Origin of the sequence: Neobacillus piezotolerans, from assembly GCF_003362805.1 — a bacterium.
GTDB classification, from domain to species: Bacteria; Bacillota; Bacilli; order Bacillales; family Cytobacillaceae; genus Bacillus_D; species Bacillus_D piezotolerans.
In genome coordinates this window covers 760482-779187 of the sequence record NZ_QNQT01000001.1, presented here as the reverse complement: position 1 = coordinate 779187, position 18706 = coordinate 760482, and the positions used below count along the sequence as shown (strand labels likewise).

Below are 18706 nucleotides of genomic sequence, written 5' to 3'. Positions count from 1 at the left end.
GATTAATCAATCTTGTCTATACACTTGTTATAGTATCCTTCAATTTCATCAAACCATAAAATGAACTCATTTTTTGTTTCAGTTAGAAACTCATCTATTGCTTTTCGAAAGGCTGTTTTGTTTAAAAGTGGTATACCCTTAAAAAAAGATATACAAAATGCTGTAACTGCACCGGCGATAATTACCACTATCGGTATATTAATTGCATTAACCAACACATATTTCAATATACCTCCTATGGCAGCAGTTCCAGCCGCTACTGCTAAGGATGAATATAGTTGATCAAATTCTTTGTATTTTAAACCGTTTTGAAAAGCATTAATAGTAGTAATATCAAATTGGTATTTTGATAATATTTGTCCTCTGATATTAGCTCCATAAAATAGACTTTTTCTTTCGGCATCACTAAAAGAAGGAGAAGACAATGTTTTTTCTGAGAGACAGGCATACATATCTGTTAATAAAGTTTTGCTACGAATAGTAGTTTCGGATGAAACGGCATCAACAATCATTTTAGAAGCGGTGGTTGCATCTGAATGAATAGCTATAATCTCGGAGGACTGGATTCTCAATTCTTTAAACATATCCTCTATTTTACCGACAAGTATTTCCTTATTATACATTTGTATCAATCCCTCCTTTTCTTTCACTCACATCCCTTATCAATGGTACTATTTTTTCAAGAATCCTTTGCAACGACTCAATTGTCTCTTGAATTTCCTCTGCATTCTTTTTTTCTTCCATGATTCTATCTAGTTCTTCTTTTTTAGCTTTCGCATTTGCTGCCAATTCTTCAGTATAAGTTGTCGCTGTTTGATTGGCGAAGTCAATCAGATTGTTTATAGCTTCATTTTGTATGGACTTTATGCGTGTCAGGATACTGCTCTTTATTTGCTGAAAATGCTCAGTTCTCGAATACTCTGAGTAGTAATGCGTTTTCTTAAATGTTTTTCCAGTTGTATATGACTTTTCTACCTGAGCAGAAGATTCTGTTTTCTTTTTGATTTCCGCAAATGTTTCAGCAGTAAAATCAGGCTCTAAGGAGGTGTATTTTATCTTATTTTCATTGCTGAGAGCAATTAGAGCCGCATTACACTCAGCAACTATGTTTTTTTCCAGTTCCTCTTGAAATTTTTTTGCTTCGTCAATTTTTCTAAATGAAATCTTCTCCAATTCGTTAATATCATTGTTGGAAATTGCTCCGACTGAAGTAGTAAAGTCATCTATTGCGCTTTTTGCTTTTTTCCTGACAACACCAGAATCACCCGTGTAACGCACAACAATCTCATCAACAGTCTTTCCCATTTTTGCATTGATTTCATTTAACTTTCTTTTTATATCACCTATCTGCCTGGCTAGTTCAGTAGGGTCTTTTGCTTTAAGTTTATTCAATTTTATCTGTTCTTCAATGTCATCCATAATGCGCTGATAGAGTTTAAGCATACGTCCCAACATTTCGCTTAATGCCAAGTAATGAGTCTTCCGTCCAAATATGTTCATTGCATGGTCAACAGCAAGAAAGTTGGATTTTGCTTTTAAAAAATCAATGTACTTCTCTTTGTTTAATATTCTCATCGAGCGAGGAGGCGTAATAAAAGCATCCAGGCGGCCACTGTTATCCAGTTCATCTAAGTATGCTTCAATCTCCTCAACCGTCATGTTGGATATCTTGTTAATAAAAAGTTCAACCTTACTATCCACAGAAATAATATGACTGGAATTTACAGTCTTTCCGTATAATTTCAGTGCCTCCTGCTGTAAACGTTCCAAATTCTCTGGATTTTCATTTGCCGAACGAGTTAATATTAAAAATAATGCATTACGATTACGTTCCACACTTTTGCTATCAAGAAAACTCATGAAGGATGTTGATTCTAAAGCTGCTCCCGTAATAGGCTTTAAAAACATAATTGCATTTGCATTTTCAATATAGTCATTGGTGATATCACCTACACGACCTTTAGCATTAACTCCTGGACTGTCAATAATTTCAATACCACGTAAACTTTTATCATTGAACGGATATGTAATGACCATTTTAGTTACAATTTCTGCCCAATTATTCATATTTTTTGTTATATAAGACCTAATTCTCTTTTCATATTCTTCTGGCGATAAACCATATATGTTCTCAGGCTGAACACCATTTATGATGTCTTTAATGACTCTTTCTGGGATTTTTCCTTTGTACTTGATAAGAATCTCATTGTTAATGGTTGTCATAGGAATTTCTCTATAATCATCATTGAGAGCAGCATTTTCCACAAGAAACTCTCTTATTTTTTCTTCTCCAGCCACCATTTTTGTTTTACCACTTGCATAAGTTGCTATAAGGGTGAAGTTGTCCCCATATTTAATTTCTACAATAGAACTTGTGCATTGCTTTACATCCATTGGTAGAATTTCCTGTCCTAAAAATGCATTAATAAATGTTGATTTCCCGCTCTTTGCTTCTCCAGCAATCATTAAAAGGAACTTTTCCTTCCGAATGTTTTCAGCTTGGTTCTTTAATGCAATCATTGACTTGTTGTCCAGAGGAAAATTAACTTCATCGATTATCCTAAGGAATGTCTGGTACATATTAAGAACTTCTTCTTTAATTTGTTTGTAATTTGTAATCATTTCCATATTCACATCCTACCGTTTACTAATTTCACATTTCTTACCATGATTTTGCTTTAGAGAAATGTCGTATTATTATAGATTTGGCTTATTGTCATCAGACAGCTAAATCACATTTCAATAGTAGTAGTAAAGCGTACTAATAAAATAGTAACACACATATTTTACCACAATATAGAAATGAGGTATTATAAAACTACCAATAGATTTGATCAAGGAAATGGTATTGTAAAAGAATAATATAATGTTGTAGTATACATGCGAGGTAAGGTGAGTGGTTTGGATTTATCGAAATTGTCACCCTATGAACTTGGAGAATCAAAAAATGTAGAAGCAATAGAGTATCTTATTAGTTTCCTAGGTTCTGGAACTAAAAATGAAAGAAGGCTGGCTGCTTCTGCTGTGAACAAATTATATAATTTATATCCAAGTGAGTGCCAAATAACAAAACCGTTACTAATTAAAAACTTAAAGCATGATGGTCCACAAGTAAGAAATTATTGTTTAAAGGCAATAATGAAAATGGATTTAACAGACGAAGAAATTATTGAGATTGAGAGAATTTGTGAGTTCGAGGATAAGGACTACAATCGAAAACTTGTGCATCAAATTGTTAAATTGATGGATGAGAATAGAACTCCTTTAATTAAATTCAATGTTCCAATTCAAGAAGATTTTAATAGCGAACAAAATAATAGTAAATTAACCCAAAGTGAATTTAATGTTGAGAAACCGAAGCCACTCCTCGAAAAAGAAGAAAATAATATTAATACTTATACTGAGCAAAAACAATTAGAGACTACTAATAATTTCTCATATTATAAGATAAATATATTTGAAACGATTTCTTATGCTATTAATAAGGTTATCAGCATTTTTAAAATAGAAAAGCAACAATCAATTAAGGTTACCCCTACAACAACAGAAGAACCATTTATTAACTACGATAAGATTGAAGAAGAAATAGCAGCTACAATTGCTTCTTTTAAGGTAACAAATATTAGTGATAATGAGATTGGCTCCTTTTATGATCTTCAAGAGGAGTTAGCGGATGAGTATGTGGAAGAATATCTTCAATTAGGAGATATTTTTATTGATTTTTTATATAAATGTTTAGAAGGTTTAGGCTTAAATAGCAGGGATTTTAAAATACTTATTATGAGACTCAATTTTTATGGAGAAGGTGCTAAAACTCTTCAGACAATAGGTAATGAATTTAACATCTCCAGGGAGAGTGTTAGACAAATAGTAGTCAAATCCATAAAAAAGCTATTAATTTACTTACAAAGAAAAGAAACAGAAGATAATTATTATCTAAAACAATTCATTAACAAACTTTTCAGCAATAGTTCTAAAGAACTGGAGAAGAGAGTTGTTTTGTTTTTTTATTATGCATTTGAAACACCTTCGCCTTTCTTCTTAAAATTTCTAGGTGAAATAATTTTTATTGAACGGGAAAATAGTGCAAATATCCAAGATATGTATAAGAACTATCGAGATAGGCAAATTTTTGCTGAAAATGAAATGTTTAAGCTACAAAGAATGTACGAAAGAAGTTTGAAATCTTTTAAGGAAAGAATTTATAATAAGATTCAATGGCCGAATAAAAAATCTCAATGTAAAGATTTTAATTTTCAAGAAGTAAAGTCAGTTAGGGAAGTAAACTTTGATCTATCTGGTAATAGCGGAAAGTATTTTAGTGAAAAATTATCTAAAGAAATACAATACGAATCAGAATTAGAAAGAAAAGTTCTGATGCTTATCGAAAATTGTACTAGAGTAGTTTTTTATGAGGTTCAACCATTTGAAATAACCTATTACCATAAAAGAAAAAGAGTATATATACCGGATATATTTATTGTACTTGATGACGGAAGTGGGATAATCATTGAAATAAAACCTAAGATACACATGGCAATTAATATAAACATTATTAAATACCAAGCATTAGAATCATTTTGTAATGAAATGGGTTATGGGTTTTTAGTTACTGATGGTTTCACTTCATTCGAAGAAATTAAAATGCATACATATAATAAATCCTTTGAGGATGAACTTCTAAGTGAATTGAAAAAAGGACCACTCAGATGGAGTGAGTTTATAAAATTTAAATCTAAATATAGTATTGGCTTGGATCTTTCGAGTATTATCATTAACAATGATTTAATTTATGAAAAAAGTCCATTTTTAATTAAAAAGAGAACTTAAGTCTTACTTAAAGTTAGAGTGCGAAAAAGTGATTTCTCGCACTCTTTTTGACTAAAATGGAAAAAGTTTTTCCCGAGTCTTCATTTTTATTAGAGAAAAACGTTATGTTCTTAATTGGATATTCCTATAACTCTTGGGATATAGGGAACTAAATCCTCCCACTCATGCCAAGCTTTATCTGTTGCCGGATGTACTGGATATTGCATTTCTGAAGGATACATGTAAAGCTCCGATGTATACCGTTGCAACCTTCGAACAACCATTGAAATTCTCCTCCACATCCATTATTTGTCCCCACGAATTTACTTGCTCGATCATAAAGGACGGACAACTCCAGCTTCAATACCAGAAATCATGCTTCCATATACTTTTCTTATTACACTTTCGTTTTCTATTGCTGTATTCCATTTAGTACTAAGATTCCTAGCCATTAATATAAAAAATTTTTCAACATGAGTTTCCAAATGTTTTTTATAATCATTAAAAGACTCATAAGAACTTATATAACTAAAATAGGTTTCAAACAGAAGTGCATCATCAAAGTATGTATCAACTATAAAACAATACATTGAACCAGTAGGGAAAAAATACTTCTTCATCTTTTTAAATAAATCAAATTGCTTTTCTTCTAATTGAAACCACTCGTTTGGCAAAAGTTTTCTTTTTTCTGGATTGTTTTTATCATACCTGTGTTCAATTGCTAATTTTGAAATATATTTTCCTGAAATAACGACTAAAACATCAGAAATTCGAAGTCCAACATGATTTATAGAATCTTCATCTAATTGTATTGATGGAAAATTTAATTTCTTGAACGGTTCTAATGGAATACCTTCATCAAGAATCAGCTCTGAGGATTGCAAATTAAATTTATTAGAAAGGCCCATTTCTGTAATCCACAAATCAATGTCAAATGACACCTTGTTCCAATCAAATGAGACCTCATTAAAAGGAATGTCTTGAATAAAATGCTTTGCTTTTCTAATCGTTTGAATTATATTCCTATAATCCTGTATTTGGTCCTTCATTCTCGGAATATTTTTGTTCTTTTCAACAAAAGCTGCCATGTCTTTCTGAATTTCTGTAAGAACTTCTCTATTTCCCTTATTTGAGTCAAAAATAGATTGAATCACACTATTACTAGCTTCATTCTCCAAATATTTAACAAGTGAATATTTTAGAAGCCGTGCCGATTCTATATATCTTTTTTCTTCCAAATTTAGAATCCAACCTGTCAATCTTTTGTCAGCAACTAGAGACATTTTATTTATTGAAAATATTAAATTATCAACGTGATTTTCTAGGAGTATGTCAATTAAGGAATGATAAAAATCTAGTTCACGACCTTTAAGACTAGCGATACCATATTTAAAATTTTTGTCCAAAATATCTTTTCCTTTTAATTCTCTATCGTCAGGAAAGTTTCTGGAAGATATGTATTTTCTCTCTAAAATTTTATATTTTTCTTCAATCTCAAGGAGACTTTTGTCATTTATCTTGATTAAGTTAGCAACATAAACATACATGTTGTCGTTTCCTAACTTAATTTTCTTTACTTCATCACAGGGAGTCGTCATCCTAATTGTTTCTTGCGGTCCTTTTTCATCAATATATAAGTAATCCATTTTTTCGTCCTTTCATTTTTATATGAAAATAAATAAAATTTTGTATATTATAAGAGATTAAACTAGAAAAGATGGCGTAGAATCCCAATTTACACCATCTTTAGCTGGAGTTCATTTGAAGTAGCTCACCCTCGCTAATCTTTTTTTATGGCTCCAACTGAAATAACTAGAGCGCTAAAAAGGTGCTTAAAGGTAGCAAACCTTCCAGACATTCGGTGTCATGACTTGAGGCATTCACACGCAACGATCTTGCTGAAGGAGAATGTCCACCCGAAGATTGTCAGTGCCCGTTTAGGCCACTCCAAAATTAATGTGACAATGGATCTCTATTCTCACCTGACAAATTCGATTGAAGGCATTGCAGTCGACCATTTAAATGGGTTGCTTGAGTAATTTGGGCACCAAAGTACAAATGGCACCATTTTGGGCACCACTCAATAAAAAAAGACCGATTGCGCTCGGTCTTCTGCTCTATGTATGATAGCTAAAAGCCTTGATATGACTAGGTTGGCGGGACTGTGTGGGAATCGAACCCACCTGACCTGGCACGCAGGTCACAAGCGGTTTTGAAGACCGTGGAGGACACCAGTACCCCATTCAGCCCCGTGTGTAAGACAGTACTCATTATATCAAGTATTCCCTATTGCGGCTATAGTTTTGCTGCAAATGTCTAAGTCTTGTCATATTTTGCTGTTTAACCCTATAATAGAGGGAGATTATTACGTTCTGTAGGTGAGGGTTATGCAAAACATTTGGGCCCAGTGGTTTATCTTTTTCTGGGGATTTACGTTAATTGGGTTGTTTGCTATTGGCGGGTATTTCATGTTCCGCAAGTTTTTGAAAAAGCTGCCCAAGGAAGATGGGAAATCCATCATGGATTGGGAAGAACACTATGTGAACGAGTCGCGCCATTTGTGGCCCGAGGAGCAGAAACATTTCCTCGAGGAGCTGGTGATGCCTGTTCCCGAGCTGTTCCGCGATGTCGCACGGCATAAGATTGCCGGCAAGATTGGTGAGCTGGCGTTGACAGAAAAGGTGAACCGGATTGACCAGGACCTGGTGATCAGGGGTTATATCCTGGCAACGCCGAAGCGTGACCATAAGTTCCTCAAAAAGCATCTTAGGGAAAAGCAGATAGATATGACGCCGTTTGAGCATTTGTTTTAATAGCCGCCATTTTGCGCGGCTTTTTCTATTTTCCAATAAAAAACAGCCGGCACATTTAAGCCAGCTGTTTGTTATTCATCAATTTGGTTTGGAGTTTCTTGAAATCCCTGTACATGGCAATTCGCCACGGGACTATCATCGAGAATGCCAGCAGGAAGAACATCCCTGATACTTCCCCATAATCGATCGTGGTACTCAAGATTGCCTTCATTACAATCCTCACTAGCAAAAGGCCGACAAGGATAAAGAAAAACGCTTTGGAACGCTTTAGATAGATTTCGTCCCCTTTGATTTCGAACGCCGAGGTTTTGATCAAAAGGATTGAAAACAGCATTCCGACGATGACCGCTTCGGCGATTTCGAGTGGAGTCAGCCTGAATTGCGGTACGATATACATAAGCGCCCCACTGCTCATGAATACTGGGGGCAGGATAATTTTTTTGATGGAAGCGGGCTTTTTGGCAGCCTTCATCCGGACGAACATCGCGGCTGTTGCCATGCAAACCGCCCCGATTGAAGAAGCGAGAACTAGATTCATGAGGTTTCATCCCATTCTTGTAAGATTAACATTATGATTATACTACAAATTCGATGGGATTACACGCCCGCCAAACGAAAGGTAAGCGGGTTTTCTTTTTAAAAACATTGCCTTAGAACCCCGTAAAGCCGCCAAACATTTCAGTAAGCACGATAATGATTTGAGTCAGCCAGTCAAAGAACAGCATGATTCCCATCACGATCATGACATAGCCGCCGATTTTCATGATTTTCAGAGAATTGCGCTTGATCCAGCCCATTCGGCCGATGAAGAATGATAGGATGAAGAACGGAATCGCAAACCCAAGTACATATGCGATCATGAGCGGCATGCTCGAACTTGGATTCGATGCTGCCATTGAAAGGACAGCGCCGAGGATTGGGCCTGTACATGGCGTCCATCCCGCTGCGAACGCCATCCCAATCAGGATGGATCCCGCAAAGCCTGAAGGCCTGTTTTTAAATTGGAACTTCCTGTCTTTCATCAAAAATTCCGGTTTGAACACACCGACAATCATCAGCCCGAAGAGGATCATGAAAATCGCGCCGATGCGGCGGATGAGTTCCTGGTTCTGGAACAAAAACTCCCCAATAAACGATGTCGCAAAGCCCATCATGATGAAGATGGACGAAAATCCAATTAGGAAAAAGATTGTATGAATGATGCTGCGCCTTTGCATCATCCCGTTTTCGCTTTTCAGCTCGCTCACGGACATTCCAGTAATATAGGAAAGGAATGCCGGGTACAATGGCAGGCAGCAGGGCGAAATGAAGCTCATGAAGCCCGCGCCGAGCGCAAGGAATAAGTTAACGTCGGTAGCCATCGATCCAACTCCTAAACATGTTGTTGCTTCCATTCTATCAAACCGTATGGTAAAAAGGATATAATTCTGATTGAACGTTTTGTGTCGTGGCCCGGTTTTTTCCTTATTTTCACACTGGAAAAGTAATGGATATTTTTTTACATAAATCTTTTGAATTTATTACCATAATGAGTTATACTAAGTCGAGATTAATAAATTTGTTATAATTTGTCTGATTAAGACGCCTATATAAATGGAGAAACTCCAGAAAGGAATTACAGCCGTGTTGAAACAGGACTTGCTCTCCCTGATCGAGCAAAAGAGGGCGGAATTGATCCAAGTCGCTTGCACAAACGGCTTGAGTTCCACACTTGCTATACGCCACAGCCAGGAATTGGATCAACTTCTGAATCAGTATGACAAAGACTTTTTAAAAAAAATTCCGACCCATTCATAGAAACAGCCTGGCAAATTGCCAGGCTGTTTTAATTTTATTGAAATAATTGCTTCGTTATGAACCCTGCCTGACCGCATCCTCCATCCGCTCAACGAGTCCGTTTTGCAAGAGGTACATCTTGTGGTACAAGCCCTTTTGCGCAAGCAGTTCCTGATGGGTGCCGCGTTCGACAATTTCTCCCTGGTGGAGGACAAGGATCAGGTTGGCGTCCTGGATGGTGGAAAGCCGGTGCGCGATCGCAATCGTCGTCCGCCCTTCCCTCATCTTTTCCAGCGCCGTCTGGATCGCTTCTTCCGTTTCCGTATCAATATTCGCCGTCGCCTCGTCCAGGACAAGGATTTTCGGATCGGTCGCGATCGTCCTCGCAAACGCGATCAACTGCCTCTGCCCACTCGAGAAAGAGGAGCCCCGCTCGACGACTTTGTGGTCATACTTATCGTCAAGCTTTTCAATGAACGTATGCGCCTGGACGAACCTCGACGCCTCGATGACTTTTTCCTCAGGCATATCGTGGTTGTGGAGGCGGATGTTGTCTTTTACCGTGCCATAAAACAGGAATGGATCCTGTAGGACAAGCCCCATCTTCTTCCGCAATTCATCCTTTGAATAGTCGCGGGTGGACTTTCCGTCAATGAGGATGTCTCCCCTGTCATACTCATAGAACCGCATCAAGAGGTTGATGATCGAGCTTTTTCCGCTCCCGGTATGGCCGACAAGCGCGACCGTTTCCCCTGGATTGGCGGTGAACGAGATGTTCTTTAGCACATCCGTTTTTCCGTCATAGGAGAAGCTTAAGTTGCGGATTTCAATTTTCCCTTCTTCGATTTCAAGCCCTGGTTTGCTTTCCTGGGCTGGCGCGTGTTCGCTTTCGTCAAGGAGCCTGAAGACCCTTGAACCGGCGACAATCGCCTGCTGGTACAGGGAAAGCCTCATCATCATCTGGTTGACTGGCTCGAAAAAGCGGTCGAGGTAACTGATGAACGCATACAGAACCCCGATTTCCACGGAAGTCTCCATGGAGGTAATGCCGAAGTAGCTCAAGACCATGATTAGCGCCATGATGTAGATCAGGTCGATAGCTGGCCTTAAAAGCAGGCCGTCCAGCTTAATGTTCTTCATCCCAGCCTGGAAATGCTTTTCGTTAATGTCTCCGAATTCCTTCCGAAGGCGCCTTTCCTGCCTGAAAACCTGGATGATCTGCATGCCGCCGAGCGATTCGGCGAGTTTTGCATTCAACTGGCTCAGGCGCTCGCGCATGTCCATGTAAAAACGGGAGCTGAATTTCCTGTACATCGTCATGACGCCGAGGATTACCGGCAGCAGAATTGTACAGAACAATGCAAGCTTCACGTTCAGGAAGAACATCGCCACATAGATTCCGAGCAGGAAAACCCCGCTCTGGATAAATGTCGCAAGCACGGTCACGAACATATCCTTGATCGCCTCGGTATCGTTGGTCACCCTTGATACGATGCTCCCGGCAGGCGTTTTGTCAAAATACCTCATCCCGAGCGCCTGGACCTTTGAAAAAACCTCTATCCGGAGCTGCTGGATGATTTTCAACGCGATTTCCTGGAACTTCACAAGCTGGAAGAACAGCAGGAACACTTTCACGATCTGGATGCCCATATAGATCGACCCGAGCATAAGCATCGGCTTCACAGCCATGTTGCCCGGCGTCAAATAGTCATCAATGAATATTTTTACAAGATAAGGCCCGGCGATGTCCCCAAGCGTAGTCAGCAGGAGGAGCGTGAAGGCCAGGATAATCAGTTTTTTATGCGGTTTTGTATAGGTCAGGAGCCTAAAGAGGATTTTCCTTTGGTCCTTTTCAGTCAATTGTGTGTCCACCTTAATGCCCCCCATGCTCAACGAGCTCTTCAAGCTGCTGGCGCAAATACATTTCCCTGTACCAGCCGCCTTCTTCCATCAGCTCTTCGTGTGTACCCCGCTCGGCGATCCCGCCGTCCTCGACGACAAGGATAAGATTCGCGTGCTGGATGGCGCTCAGCCTGTGGGAAGTAATGATTGTTGTCTTCCCTTCCCTCTCCTGCTTCAGGGCCGACAGGATTGCCTTTTCCGTCTTCGCGTCAACAGCGGAAAGCGAGTCGTCGAGAATCAAAACTTCCGGATTCATGAGAAGCGCCCGAGCGATCGAAATCCGCTGCTTTTGCCCTCCTGATAGCGATACCCCGCGTTCCCCGACAACTGTTACATAGCCTTCGGTGAATCCAAGGATATCGTCATGGATGTTCGCAAGCTTCGTGGCACCGATAATTTCTTTCTCAGTCGCATCCGCCTTCGCGAACGCGATGTTCTCCCCGACTGTCGCAGAAAACAGGAAGTGGTCCTGCGGCACATAGCCGATGGCCTGCCTCAATTTCTCTAGCTTGTAGTCGGAGATGTTATGTCCGCCAAAGAGGATTTCCCCTTTTTCTACGTCATACTCCCTGATTAACAGCTTTAGCAGCGTTGTTTTTCCAGCACCTGTTTTCCCGACAATTCCAAGCGTTTGCCCTTTTCCGATATCGAAATTGATATTTTTTAAAAGAGGCGCGTTTTCACCCGGGAATGTAAATTCATCAATCGCAAATTCGATGCTCCCGGCAGGAACCTCGTCGATTGCGTTTTCTTTATCCTTGATATCGACTTGCTGGCGCAACAGCAGCGAAACACGATCATAGGAAGCCCGGCCCCGTTCGACGATATTGAACAGCCATCCGAATGCGAGCATCGGCCAAATGAGCAGGCCAAGATACGTCGTGAAGGAAATCAGCTGGCCAATCGTCAGGTTGTCATTCAGCACTTCCCTTGCCCCGAACCCGATCGAAAGGAAAAACGAAATGCCCGCAATGATCGAAATGGTCGGGTCATATAGCGAGTCAATCTTCGCGACGACCATATTTTTCTGGACGACATCCTCCGACTGATTGCGGAAATCCTCGATGTCCTCTTCTTCCTGGCCGAACGTTTTGATGACCTTAATCCCGGTAATGCTCTCCTGCGTTTTGTCATTGAGCGATGAAAATGCTTCCTGCGCCTTGTGGAAGGAGCGGTGCAGCATCGTCCCAAACCAGCTCGTCAGCATCGCCATGAACGGCATCGGGATGAGCGCAATCAGTGTCAATTTCCAGCTGATTGTAAACGCCATCGCCAAGATGACAAATCCCCCTGTCGCCAGGGAATCGACCAGCGTCAACACTCCGGCACCGGCGGTCTGCTGGATGGCGGAAAGGTCGTTTGTCGCGTGCGCCATCAGGTCGCCTACACGCCTGTTCTGGTAAAAGTTCGGCGACATCTTGGTGAAATGCTCGTAAAGGTTGTTCCTGAGATTCCGCGTCAGTTTTACAGCTGAGCCGAATATCATGATCCTCCAAAAATAGCGGAGGATGTACATCGAAAGACCCGCCCCGAGCAAAACGAGTACCCATTTAATTAGGGTCGCCGTAGTCATGGAACCGGCCTTGATCTGGTCAGCGACGATTCCGATTACTTTCGGCGGGATCAATTGAAGGAATGCCACAAATAAAAGCAAAATGATTCCGGTTATGTATGCCTTTCTCTCTTGCCAAAAAAACCATTTTAATTCAGCAAATATTCTCATAAGCCACACCACTCTTTCTCTCTCTTTATCCGGTTCCGGATAAAATTGACACCAATTTCAGCCACATTACCCAATCATCGGAATTACCATTTTACCAAATTTTTTAAAAATAAGGAAGATTGTTAATCCTTGTTCGGATGGCAAAAGGCGGTTTCTGGGGGGGATTTGGCAGGGAATTTTTTTATATAAGACCAGGGTGTTTTTGTCCCAAAGGCGGCTTAGCGGAGGAAAATTGTTCTGTGGTAGCAATAACTACCAGAGGTGCTCTTCATGAGAGAAACGAAGCAGCCGGCAACTGTTTGCCGGCTACATCATGTTTTTTTTCGTCTTCGTCTTGCCGTGCGATTCCCCTTAATTAGCCAAACCGTCAACGAATAGGCGTGTAGCGGAGCAGGACGACGCCTGAGCCGAAGGATTTGGTCCCGGTCAGCTTGAGATTCAGTCGATCACTTACTCCACCTAACAATTTGGGGCCTCGTCCGGCAACGATTGGCTGTACAAGGAAGTGGTACTCATCCACCAAGCCTAGTTGTGCGAGGGTGGAACCGAGGCCGGGACCTCCGTTAACGACCAGGTTCTTCCCTTCTGTCTTAAGCTTCGGCACCTCCTCGGAAACTGGCCCTTTCAACAAGAAAGAGTTCTGCCACGACACGTGATCCAGCGTCCGCGAGAATACGTACTTGGGTTTCCGATCGAGCTTGCGTGCGAAGTCGACCATGAATTGCGGTCCGTCCCCGCTTCTGGCTATGGCTGGCCAGAAACCCTCCATCAACTGGTAGATTTCACGTCCAAAAAGCATACCATCGGACTGGTCAATCAAATCCGCTGTATACTGGTGTAGCTCCTCATCCGCAATCACCTGCGTGTGGTCACAGCAACCGTCCAGTGTCACATTCATCATCAGGATAATACGTCCCATATCTAAGCCTCCTTATCTCTGCATTTTATCATCCAAAAGCAGGCTCGGTTTCTCATGGATTGCTAATGCTCACAGTCCGGGCCTGATTGAATTCCAACGGAACCAGGTCAAGTAGAGTTGCAACTACCAACCTCGTGGCCAAAGAAAACTCTTATCCTGAAATAAAAAAGCGCCCATTCTGAAATGAGCGCTTTTGAGTGTTATTTTGTTTGCTTGTTCATTGCTGCCATCATTTGGTTGATTTTCTTCTGGGACGGTTTCATGCCCATTTGCATCATCATAACTTTCAGCATTTGTTCGTTGATTGGCGGGTTTTTCTTTAGATAATCCATCATGTACTTGCGTGTTATAAAAAATCCGATTGCGACGCCGGCTACAAGGGCCAGAACGGCAATAAGGATTACATAACCAGTACTCACCATACCATATTTCCTCCTTCATGTTGTCCTGCTAATACAGTGTAATTTACCAAGCGTAATTATACAATAGTTCGTGGGCTTTAGACAAATTTTCTTTCCTTAATTGGTTTCAGCCACCCATATTTATCATTTTCCAAATCAATCGCCAGAAACGAAGCTTCGCATTTACGGAGGACTTCAAAGAATGCCGTTTCCGCCTCGTATCCGCCTTCCGCCTCGATTACGATAAAGTTTTCCTTCACCGAGAGGTCAGCCATGCTTGTCCGATTGTTCAGTTCAATTGTATAAAGGCCATTTTCCGCTTTGAGGCTATTCGACTTCTCCAGCTTCTTGTGGAGCAGCTGATGAATCCGCAGCACGGGCAGCGGTTTTGTGATATAGCTGATTTGCTTGTCTGTTATTTGCTTCAGTTCACCGACAGCCTGCCTATTTTCCTTAAATAAATGAAAAAATATGCGCTCTCTTCCGAAGTAATGGGAGGCAAACTCGTCTTCAATTAAATAGAGCTGGTACTTTCTCATTCCATTCTCTCCCTGCTTCAATTCCATTCTCCTTTTACCTTGTAACGGAGGAAAAGCGAATCTTGATCATTTACGGTGGCTGGTTTGTCGGTATCCCCTTTTGCAATCACTTTTTCAAAAATAACCTGGACAGAGCTTATTATTTCGATTATTGTGAAATTTTGCCTTGTCTTTCATTATACTATTTTAAGGCCGGGCTGTCACGGGTTAGAGGGATACTCCTTAACAAAGAATTTACAAAACGATTCTTATGTAAAAGGCCGGGCAAATTTCTGCCCGGCCTTCGAAGTAACTCTATTATTTTCCAAGAAGGTCTTTTACCTTGGAAACAACATTCTCAACACTGAATCCATATTCTTTCATGACCAGTTCACCTGGAGCCGATGCACCGAATGTATCGATTGCGAGTACTTCGCCTTCGTCGCCAGTGTAGCGGTGCCAGCCAAGGGATGCGCCCATTTCGATTCCAAGGCGCTTCTTAACCGACTTCGGAATAACCGATTCCTTGTATTCCTTTGATTGCTTTTCAAATCGATCCCATGACGGCATGCTTACTACCGATACTTCAATGCCTTCCTTGGCGAGTTCTTCCTGAGCTTTCACAGCAAGACCAACCTCGGAGCCTGAAGCAAGGAGAAGAGCGTCCGGAGTTTCCTTCGAGGAAGGAGATACCACATAGGCACCTTTCTTAACGCCTTCATAAGCATTTTCATCCGTACCTTTGATGGTCGGCAGGTTTTGCCTTGTCAGGACAAGGGCGGTTGGGATGTCTCTTGATTCAATAGCGAGCTTCCAAGCTGCGGTTGTCTCATTTCCATCAGCCGGACGGACGACGGAAAGGTTCGGCATCGCCCTTAGAGCCGCAAGTTGTTCAACTGGCTCGTGGGTAGGGCCGTCCTCGCCGACCGCGATGCTGTCATGCGTGAACACGTACGTTACTGGAAGCCCCATCAAAGCAGCAAGCCTGATTGCCGGGCGGAGATAATCGGAAAACACAAAGAATGTTCCAGCGAATACCTTTAAGCCGCCGTGCAGTGCCATACCATTAAGCGCCGCGCCCATCGCGAATTCCCTTACGCCGAACCAAATGTTGCGGCCTTCGTAGGAATTCGGCAGGAAGTCACCCGCATTTTTAATCAACGTTTTGTTTGAACCTGCAAGGTCAGCGGATCCGCCGAAGAAAGTCGGCAGGTTTTTGGCGATTGCATTAATCGCTTCTCCTGATGACGCCCTGCTCGCAAGGCTTTTTCCTTCACTGTATACAGGAAGGTCCTTGTCCCATCCTTCTGGAAGCTCGCCTTTAAGAGCTTGTTCCAGCTGGCTGCCAAGCTCAGGATAATCTTTTTTGTATTTCTCGAACTGGCTGTTCCATTCCGCTTCTTTTTTCTCGCCGTTTTCCTCGATCATGTTGCGGAAGTGGGAATAAACTTCGTCCGGCACATGGAAATCTTCTTCAAATGTCCATTTATACGCTTCTTTTGTCAGCTTCAGTTCATCCATTCCTAGCGGAGCGCCATGGACATCGGACTTTCCGGAAAGGTTCGGGGAGCCGTATCCGATGATTGTTTTTACCTCGATCATTGTTGGGCGATCAAGATCGCTTCTCGCTTCTTCGAGCGCCTTCGCAACCTCATTGAGGTCGTTTCCGTCTTCCACACGGATGTATTGCCAGCCGTAAGCAAGGAAACGGTCTTTAACGCTTTCAGAGAAAGACTGGTGAAGTTCGCCATCTAAAGAGATGTCGTTGGAGTCGTAAAGCACGACAAGCCGTCCGAGTTTCAGATGGCCGGCAAGTGAAGCTGCTTCCGCAGAAACGCCTTCCATCAAATCACCATCTCCACAGATGCTGTATGTAAAGTGGTTTACGAGCTCGTAGTTATCCTTATTGTATGTCGCAGCCAAATGGCGCTCTGCCATTGCCATACCAACCGCCATCGCGATACCCTGTCCAAGAGGGCCGGTTGTCGCTTCTACGCCTTCAGTGTGGCCGTATTCAGGGTGTCCAGGTGTTTTGGAGCCCCACTGGCGGAATTGTTTAATATCGTCCATTGTCACATTGTACCCAGAAAGGTGGAGCAGGCTGTAAAGCAGCATGGAGCCATGGCCCGCGGAAAGTACGAAACGGTCACGATTAAACCAGTTCGGATTTTTGGGGTTATGGTTCATGAAACGGGTCCATAGCGTATAGGCCATAGGTGCGGCGCCCATCGGCATTCCCGGATGCCCGGAGTTGGCCTTTTCGATTGCATCGATTGACAGCGTCCTGATTGAGGTAACGGACAAATCATCAATTTTATCAAACATATATAACATCCTTTCGTCATCAGTTTCCTACCTTCTTAATATTAAAGCTCTCATGTGAATTATTCAACAAATCGCCCTGTATGAAGGCGCTACCATATAAAAATTATTTTTCAGCTGGAAAAAATGCTTAAATAAGCGCTGAAATAAGGATATTTTAGGATAAAAAAAGCAAACAGGCATCCCATTTTAGTGGAGATGCCTGTTATTTTTTCTTGCTTTGATTTTTTCCGGAGTGACATCGTTCCCCTCCGGGTCGATAATGGTCGTGTTGGTCAATGTATCCAGCATGGAAGAGCGGAAAACCTGCAGGTATTCCTTCCGCAGCGAGGTTTGCTCTTTGGCTTCTGCATCTGTCAATCCGACCGACTTCGATTTCCTGGCCAATTCATTAATCCGGGCCATTTTTTCTTTAGATAGCATGGTACTCCCTCTTTCGGTTAGACTACCATGCATGATACTAAAAAATACAGTCCTTTACAAGGATGAGGTCTTTTCTGAATCCATCGCTTCCCTGTACCTTCGGTGGACAGTCGCTTTTGAAACATCGTATCCGAACCCCCTGAGTGTCGCGGCGATTTCGGAGAAGGTAAGGCCGTTGGCTTTCAGGCGGATGATTTCATTTACAGGGACCTCGATCCTTTCACGGCCCGGGCTTTCGTTAAGGTTCTTGAGATTTTGCTGAGGCTTATATCCTTTTTCAACAGCCCTTTTCATTCCACGCTTTATCTTAATGTTGTGAAGTTTTCGCTGATATTCCTCGACCATAACGACAATATTCAGGATCATTGAATCCGATTCAGACAGTTCGAGTTCACCATCATGCGCGACGCTGTATAACTTGATGCCATTCTTTGATAAAACATGGAGGATGGCTATCTTCGCGTTCCCCCTGCCAAGCCTTGTTTCGTCCTGGATAAGAACAGCATCGATTTCCCCTTCCTTTATAAGTGCGAGCAATTCAAGTAGCCCCTCCCTTTCAAGGGAGTAGCCGCTTGCCTGTTCCCGGTAAACCACAGCCGTCTCGAATCGCCGTCTTTTTGCAAGGGCGAGCAGTTCCTCTTCCTGCCTCGCGAGTGAAGTTTCCTGGGCTTCCTTATCTGTGCTGACTCGGCAATAAATCGCTGCCCGGATGCCCTTGTTCCCCATACTTACTCATCCCCTCCGGCGCTGGCGAGCTGCTGGCCCCCGCTAATGGTTAGCTTTTTTACAGGGACGATGATTTTATCCCCCGGATAAATTGTGTCGCTCGCTAGCCCATTGTTTTTCTTTACCCAGTTTATAATATCAGAACGGTCCATCGAATGGCGTTCGGCAAGTTCCCCGGCGACAGCCCAAAGGGAATCGCCTTCTTTAACTGTTATGGTCATATATGTATTTTCGTTGGCTGGTTCACTCAAATACGAAACCAGGCCCGCGCACAGGCAGCTGAACAAAATGAATAAAACGGCGTAAGAATTGTTTTTCAAAAACTTTTTCATTGGACGCACCCCTTAGGAATGTATGTTCGGTTTATTTGATTT

Annotated in this window: 18 protein-coding genes and 1 tRNA gene; 4 read left to right on the top strand and 15 right to left on the bottom strand. The window is 41.9% G+C overall.

Translation table 11 applies throughout. The features are described 5' to 3' along the window. Nucleotides 1-2: 2 nt before the first annotated feature. Both DRW41_RS03680 and DRW41_RS03675 read right to left on the bottom strand, forming a co-directional pair. Nucleotides 3-623, bottom strand: a complete 621-nt coding sequence (locus DRW41_RS03680) for a hypothetical protein (protein WP_115450587.1) — start codon at nucleotides 621-623, stop codon at nucleotides 3-5. Continuing rightward, the gene (locus DRW41_RS03675; RefSeq protein WP_115450586.1) at nucleotides 616-2628 is read right to left on the bottom strand and encodes a dynamin family protein; all 2013 of its coding nucleotides are present in this window, start codon (nucleotides 2626-2628) and stop codon (nucleotides 616-618) included. Before DRW41_RS03675 ends, DRW41_RS03680 begins: the two co-directional genes overlap by 8 nt. Nucleotides 2629-2880: 252 nt before the next feature. On the opposite strand from DRW41_RS03675, the gene DRW41_RS03670 reads away from it, so the two are divergent. Further along, nucleotides 2881-4830, top strand: coding sequence for a TnsA endonuclease N-terminal domain-containing protein (locus DRW41_RS03670; RefSeq protein ID WP_115450585.1), 1950 nt, complete (start codon nucleotides 2881-2883; stop codon nucleotides 4828-4830). A 314-nt stretch (nucleotides 4831-5144) separates the two neighbouring features. On the opposite strand, the gene DRW41_RS03665 is transcribed toward DRW41_RS03670, so the two are convergent. Beyond that, nucleotides 5145-6455: a hypothetical protein gene (locus DRW41_RS03665; protein ID WP_115450584.1), complete on the bottom strand. Its 1311-nt coding sequence runs from the start codon at nucleotides 6453-6455 to the stop codon at nucleotides 5145-5147. Nucleotides 6456-6602: 147 nt separating this feature from the next. Between DRW41_RS03665 and DRW41_RS03660 the strand changes: the two genes are divergently transcribed. Next, nucleotides 6603-6848, top strand: coding sequence for a tyrosine-type recombinase/integrase (locus DRW41_RS03660; RefSeq protein WP_115450583.1), 246 nt, complete (start codon nucleotides 6603-6605; stop codon nucleotides 6846-6848). Nucleotides 6849-6963: 115 nt separating this feature from the next. Here the strand turns inward: DRW41_RS03660 and DRW41_RS22815 are convergent. After that, a tRNA-Sec gene (locus DRW41_RS22815) sits at nucleotides 6964-7060 on the bottom strand. Nucleotides 7061-7196: 136 nt separating this feature from the next. Here DRW41_RS22815 and DRW41_RS03655 point away from each other — a divergent pair. Further along, a complete protein-coding gene (locus DRW41_RS03655) occupies nucleotides 7197-7622 on the top strand; it encodes a DUF2621 domain-containing protein (protein WP_115450582.1) in 426 nt (141 codons plus the stop codon). 55 nt (nucleotides 7623-7677) lie between these two features. Here the strand turns inward: DRW41_RS03655 and DRW41_RS03650 are convergent, their stop codons facing one another. Together DRW41_RS03650 and DRW41_RS03645 are read right to left on the bottom strand one after the other, a co-directional pair. Then, nucleotides 7678-8160 (bottom strand): CcdC family protein, encoded by a 483-nt coding sequence (locus DRW41_RS03650; protein ID WP_115450581.1) that lies wholly within the window; start codon nucleotides 8158-8160, stop codon nucleotides 7678-7680. A gap of 112 nt (nucleotides 8161-8272) precedes the next feature. Beyond that, complete coding sequence (locus DRW41_RS03645; RefSeq protein WP_115450580.1) at nucleotides 8273-8983, bottom strand: cytochrome c biogenesis CcdA family protein; 711 nt, start codon at nucleotides 8981-8983, stop codon at nucleotides 8273-8275. Nucleotides 8984-9215: 232 nt separating this feature from the next. Here DRW41_RS03645 and DRW41_RS03640 point away from each other — a divergent pair, with 232 nt between their 5' ends. After that, nucleotides 9216-9419, top strand: a complete 204-nt coding sequence (locus tag DRW41_RS03640; RefSeq protein WP_181884392.1) for an aspartyl-phosphate phosphatase Spo0E family protein — start codon at nucleotides 9216-9218, stop codon at nucleotides 9417-9419. Nucleotides 9420-9473: 54 nt separating this feature from the next. Here the strand turns inward: DRW41_RS03640 and DRW41_RS03635 are convergent, their stop codons facing one another. From DRW41_RS03635 to yneA, 9 genes are all read right to left on the bottom strand, one after another. Next, a complete protein-coding gene (locus tag DRW41_RS03635) occupies nucleotides 9474-11285 on the bottom strand; it encodes an ABC transporter ATP-binding protein (protein ID WP_115450579.1) in 1812 nt (603 codons plus the stop codon). Next, entirely contained in the window at nucleotides 11272-13023 is a 1752-nt protein-coding gene (locus tag DRW41_RS03630) for an ABC transporter transmembrane domain-containing protein (RefSeq protein ID WP_115450900.1), read from the bottom strand. Before DRW41_RS03630 ends, DRW41_RS03635 begins: the two co-directional genes overlap by 14 nt. A gap of 367 nt (nucleotides 13024-13390) precedes the next feature. Beyond that, nucleotides 13391-13942 carry a dihydrofolate reductase family protein gene (locus DRW41_RS03625; protein WP_115450578.1) on the bottom strand — a complete coding sequence of 184 codons (552 nt, stop codon included), beginning with the start codon at nucleotides 13940-13942 and terminating at the stop codon, nucleotides 13391-13393. 200 nt (nucleotides 13943-14142) lie between these two features. Continuing rightward, nucleotides 14143-14364 carry a YneF family protein gene (locus tag DRW41_RS03620; RefSeq protein WP_115450577.1) on the bottom strand — a complete coding sequence of 74 codons (222 nt, stop codon included), beginning with the start codon at nucleotides 14362-14364 and terminating at the stop codon, nucleotides 14143-14145. A gap of 77 nt (nucleotides 14365-14441) precedes the next feature. Continuing rightward, nucleotides 14442-14882 (bottom strand): sporulation inhibitor of replication protein SirA, encoded by a 441-nt coding sequence (gene sirA / locus DRW41_RS03615; protein WP_115450899.1) that lies wholly within the window; start codon nucleotides 14880-14882, stop codon nucleotides 14442-14444. A gap of 297 nt (nucleotides 14883-15179) precedes the next feature. Next, entirely contained in the window at nucleotides 15180-17186 is a 2007-nt protein-coding gene (gene tkt / locus DRW41_RS03610; RefSeq protein WP_115450576.1) for a transketolase, read from the bottom strand. A 186-nt stretch (nucleotides 17187-17372) separates the two neighbouring features. Continuing rightward, nucleotides 17373-17606 (bottom strand): DUF896 domain-containing protein, encoded by a 234-nt coding sequence (locus DRW41_RS03605; RefSeq protein ID WP_115450575.1) that lies wholly within the window; start codon nucleotides 17604-17606, stop codon nucleotides 17373-17375. Between the two features lie 54 nt (nucleotides 17607-17660). Then, on the bottom strand, nucleotides 17661-18317 hold the full coding sequence (locus DRW41_RS03600) for a YneB family resolvase-like protein (RefSeq protein ID WP_115450898.1): 657 nt from the start codon (nucleotides 18315-18317) through the stop codon (nucleotides 17661-17663). A 17-nt stretch (nucleotides 18318-18334) separates the two neighbouring features. Continuing rightward, entirely contained in the window at nucleotides 18335-18664 is a 330-nt protein-coding gene (gene yneA, locus DRW41_RS03595; protein ID WP_115450574.1) for a cell division suppressor protein YneA, read from the bottom strand. Between the last annotated feature and the right edge of the window lie 42 nt (nucleotides 18665-18706).

Excerpts from the sequence above, each read along its gene's own strand:
- DRW41_RS03655 (WP_115450582.1), top strand. The coding sequence starts at position 7,197 with ATGCAAAACATTTGGGCCCAGTGGTTTATCTTTTTCTGGGGATTTACG.
- DRW41_RS03670 (WP_115450585.1), top strand. The coding sequence starts at position 2,881 with ATGCGAGGTAAGGTGAGTGGTTTGGATTTATCGAAATTGTCACCCTAT.
- DRW41_RS03630 (WP_115450900.1), bottom strand. The coding sequence starts at position 13,023 with ATGAGAATATTTGCTGAATTAAAATGGTTTTTTTGGCAAGAGAGAAAG.
- DRW41_RS03605 (WP_115450575.1), bottom strand. The coding sequence starts at position 17,606 with ATGCTATCTAAAGAAAAAATGGCCCGGATTAATGAATTGGCCAGGAAA.
- DRW41_RS03650 (WP_115450581.1), bottom strand. The coding sequence starts at position 8,160 with ATGAATCTAGTTCTCGCTTCTTCAATCGGGGCGGTTTGCATGGCAACA.
- DRW41_RS03680 (WP_115450587.1), bottom strand. The coding sequence starts at position 623 with ATGTATAATAAGGAAATACTTGTCGGTAAAATAGAGGATATGTTTAAA.
- DRW41_RS03640 (WP_181884392.1), top strand. The coding sequence starts at position 9,216 with ATGGAGAAACTCCAGAAAGGAATTACAGCCGTGTTGAAACAGGACTTG.
- DRW41_RS03665 (WP_115450584.1), bottom strand. The coding sequence starts at position 6,455 with ATGGATTACTTATATATTGATGAAAAAGGACCGCAAGAAACAATTAGG.
- DRW41_RS03675 (WP_115450586.1), bottom strand. The coding sequence starts at position 2,628 with ATGGAAATGATTACAAATTACAAACAAATTAAAGAAGAAGTTCTTAAT.
- sirA (WP_115450899.1), bottom strand. The coding sequence starts at position 14,882 with ATGAGAAAGTACCAGCTCTATTTAATTGAAGACGAGTTTGCCTCCCAT.
- DRW41_RS03645 (WP_115450580.1), bottom strand. The coding sequence starts at position 8,983 with ATGGCTACCGACGTTAACTTATTCCTTGCGCTCGGCGCGGGCTTCATG.
- tkt (WP_115450576.1), bottom strand. The coding sequence starts at position 17,186 with ATGTTTGATAAAATTGATGATTTGTCCGTTACCTCAATCAGGACGCTG.
- DRW41_RS03625 (WP_115450578.1), bottom strand. The coding sequence starts at position 13,942 with ATGGGACGTATTATCCTGATGATGAATGTGACACTGGACGGTTGCTGT.
- yneA (WP_115450574.1), bottom strand. The coding sequence starts at position 18,664 with ATGAAAAAGTTTTTGAAAAACAATTCTTACGCCGTTTTATTCATTTTG.
- DRW41_RS03635 (WP_115450579.1), bottom strand. The coding sequence starts at position 11,285 with ATGGGGGGCATTAAGGTGGACACACAATTGACTGAAAAGGACCAAAGG.
- DRW41_RS03660 (WP_115450583.1), top strand. The coding sequence starts at position 6,603 with ATGGCTCCAACTGAAATAACTAGAGCGCTAAAAAGGTGCTTAAAGGTA.
- DRW41_RS03620 (WP_115450577.1), bottom strand. The coding sequence starts at position 14,364 with ATGGTGAGTACTGGTTATGTAATCCTTATTGCCGTTCTGGCCCTTGTA.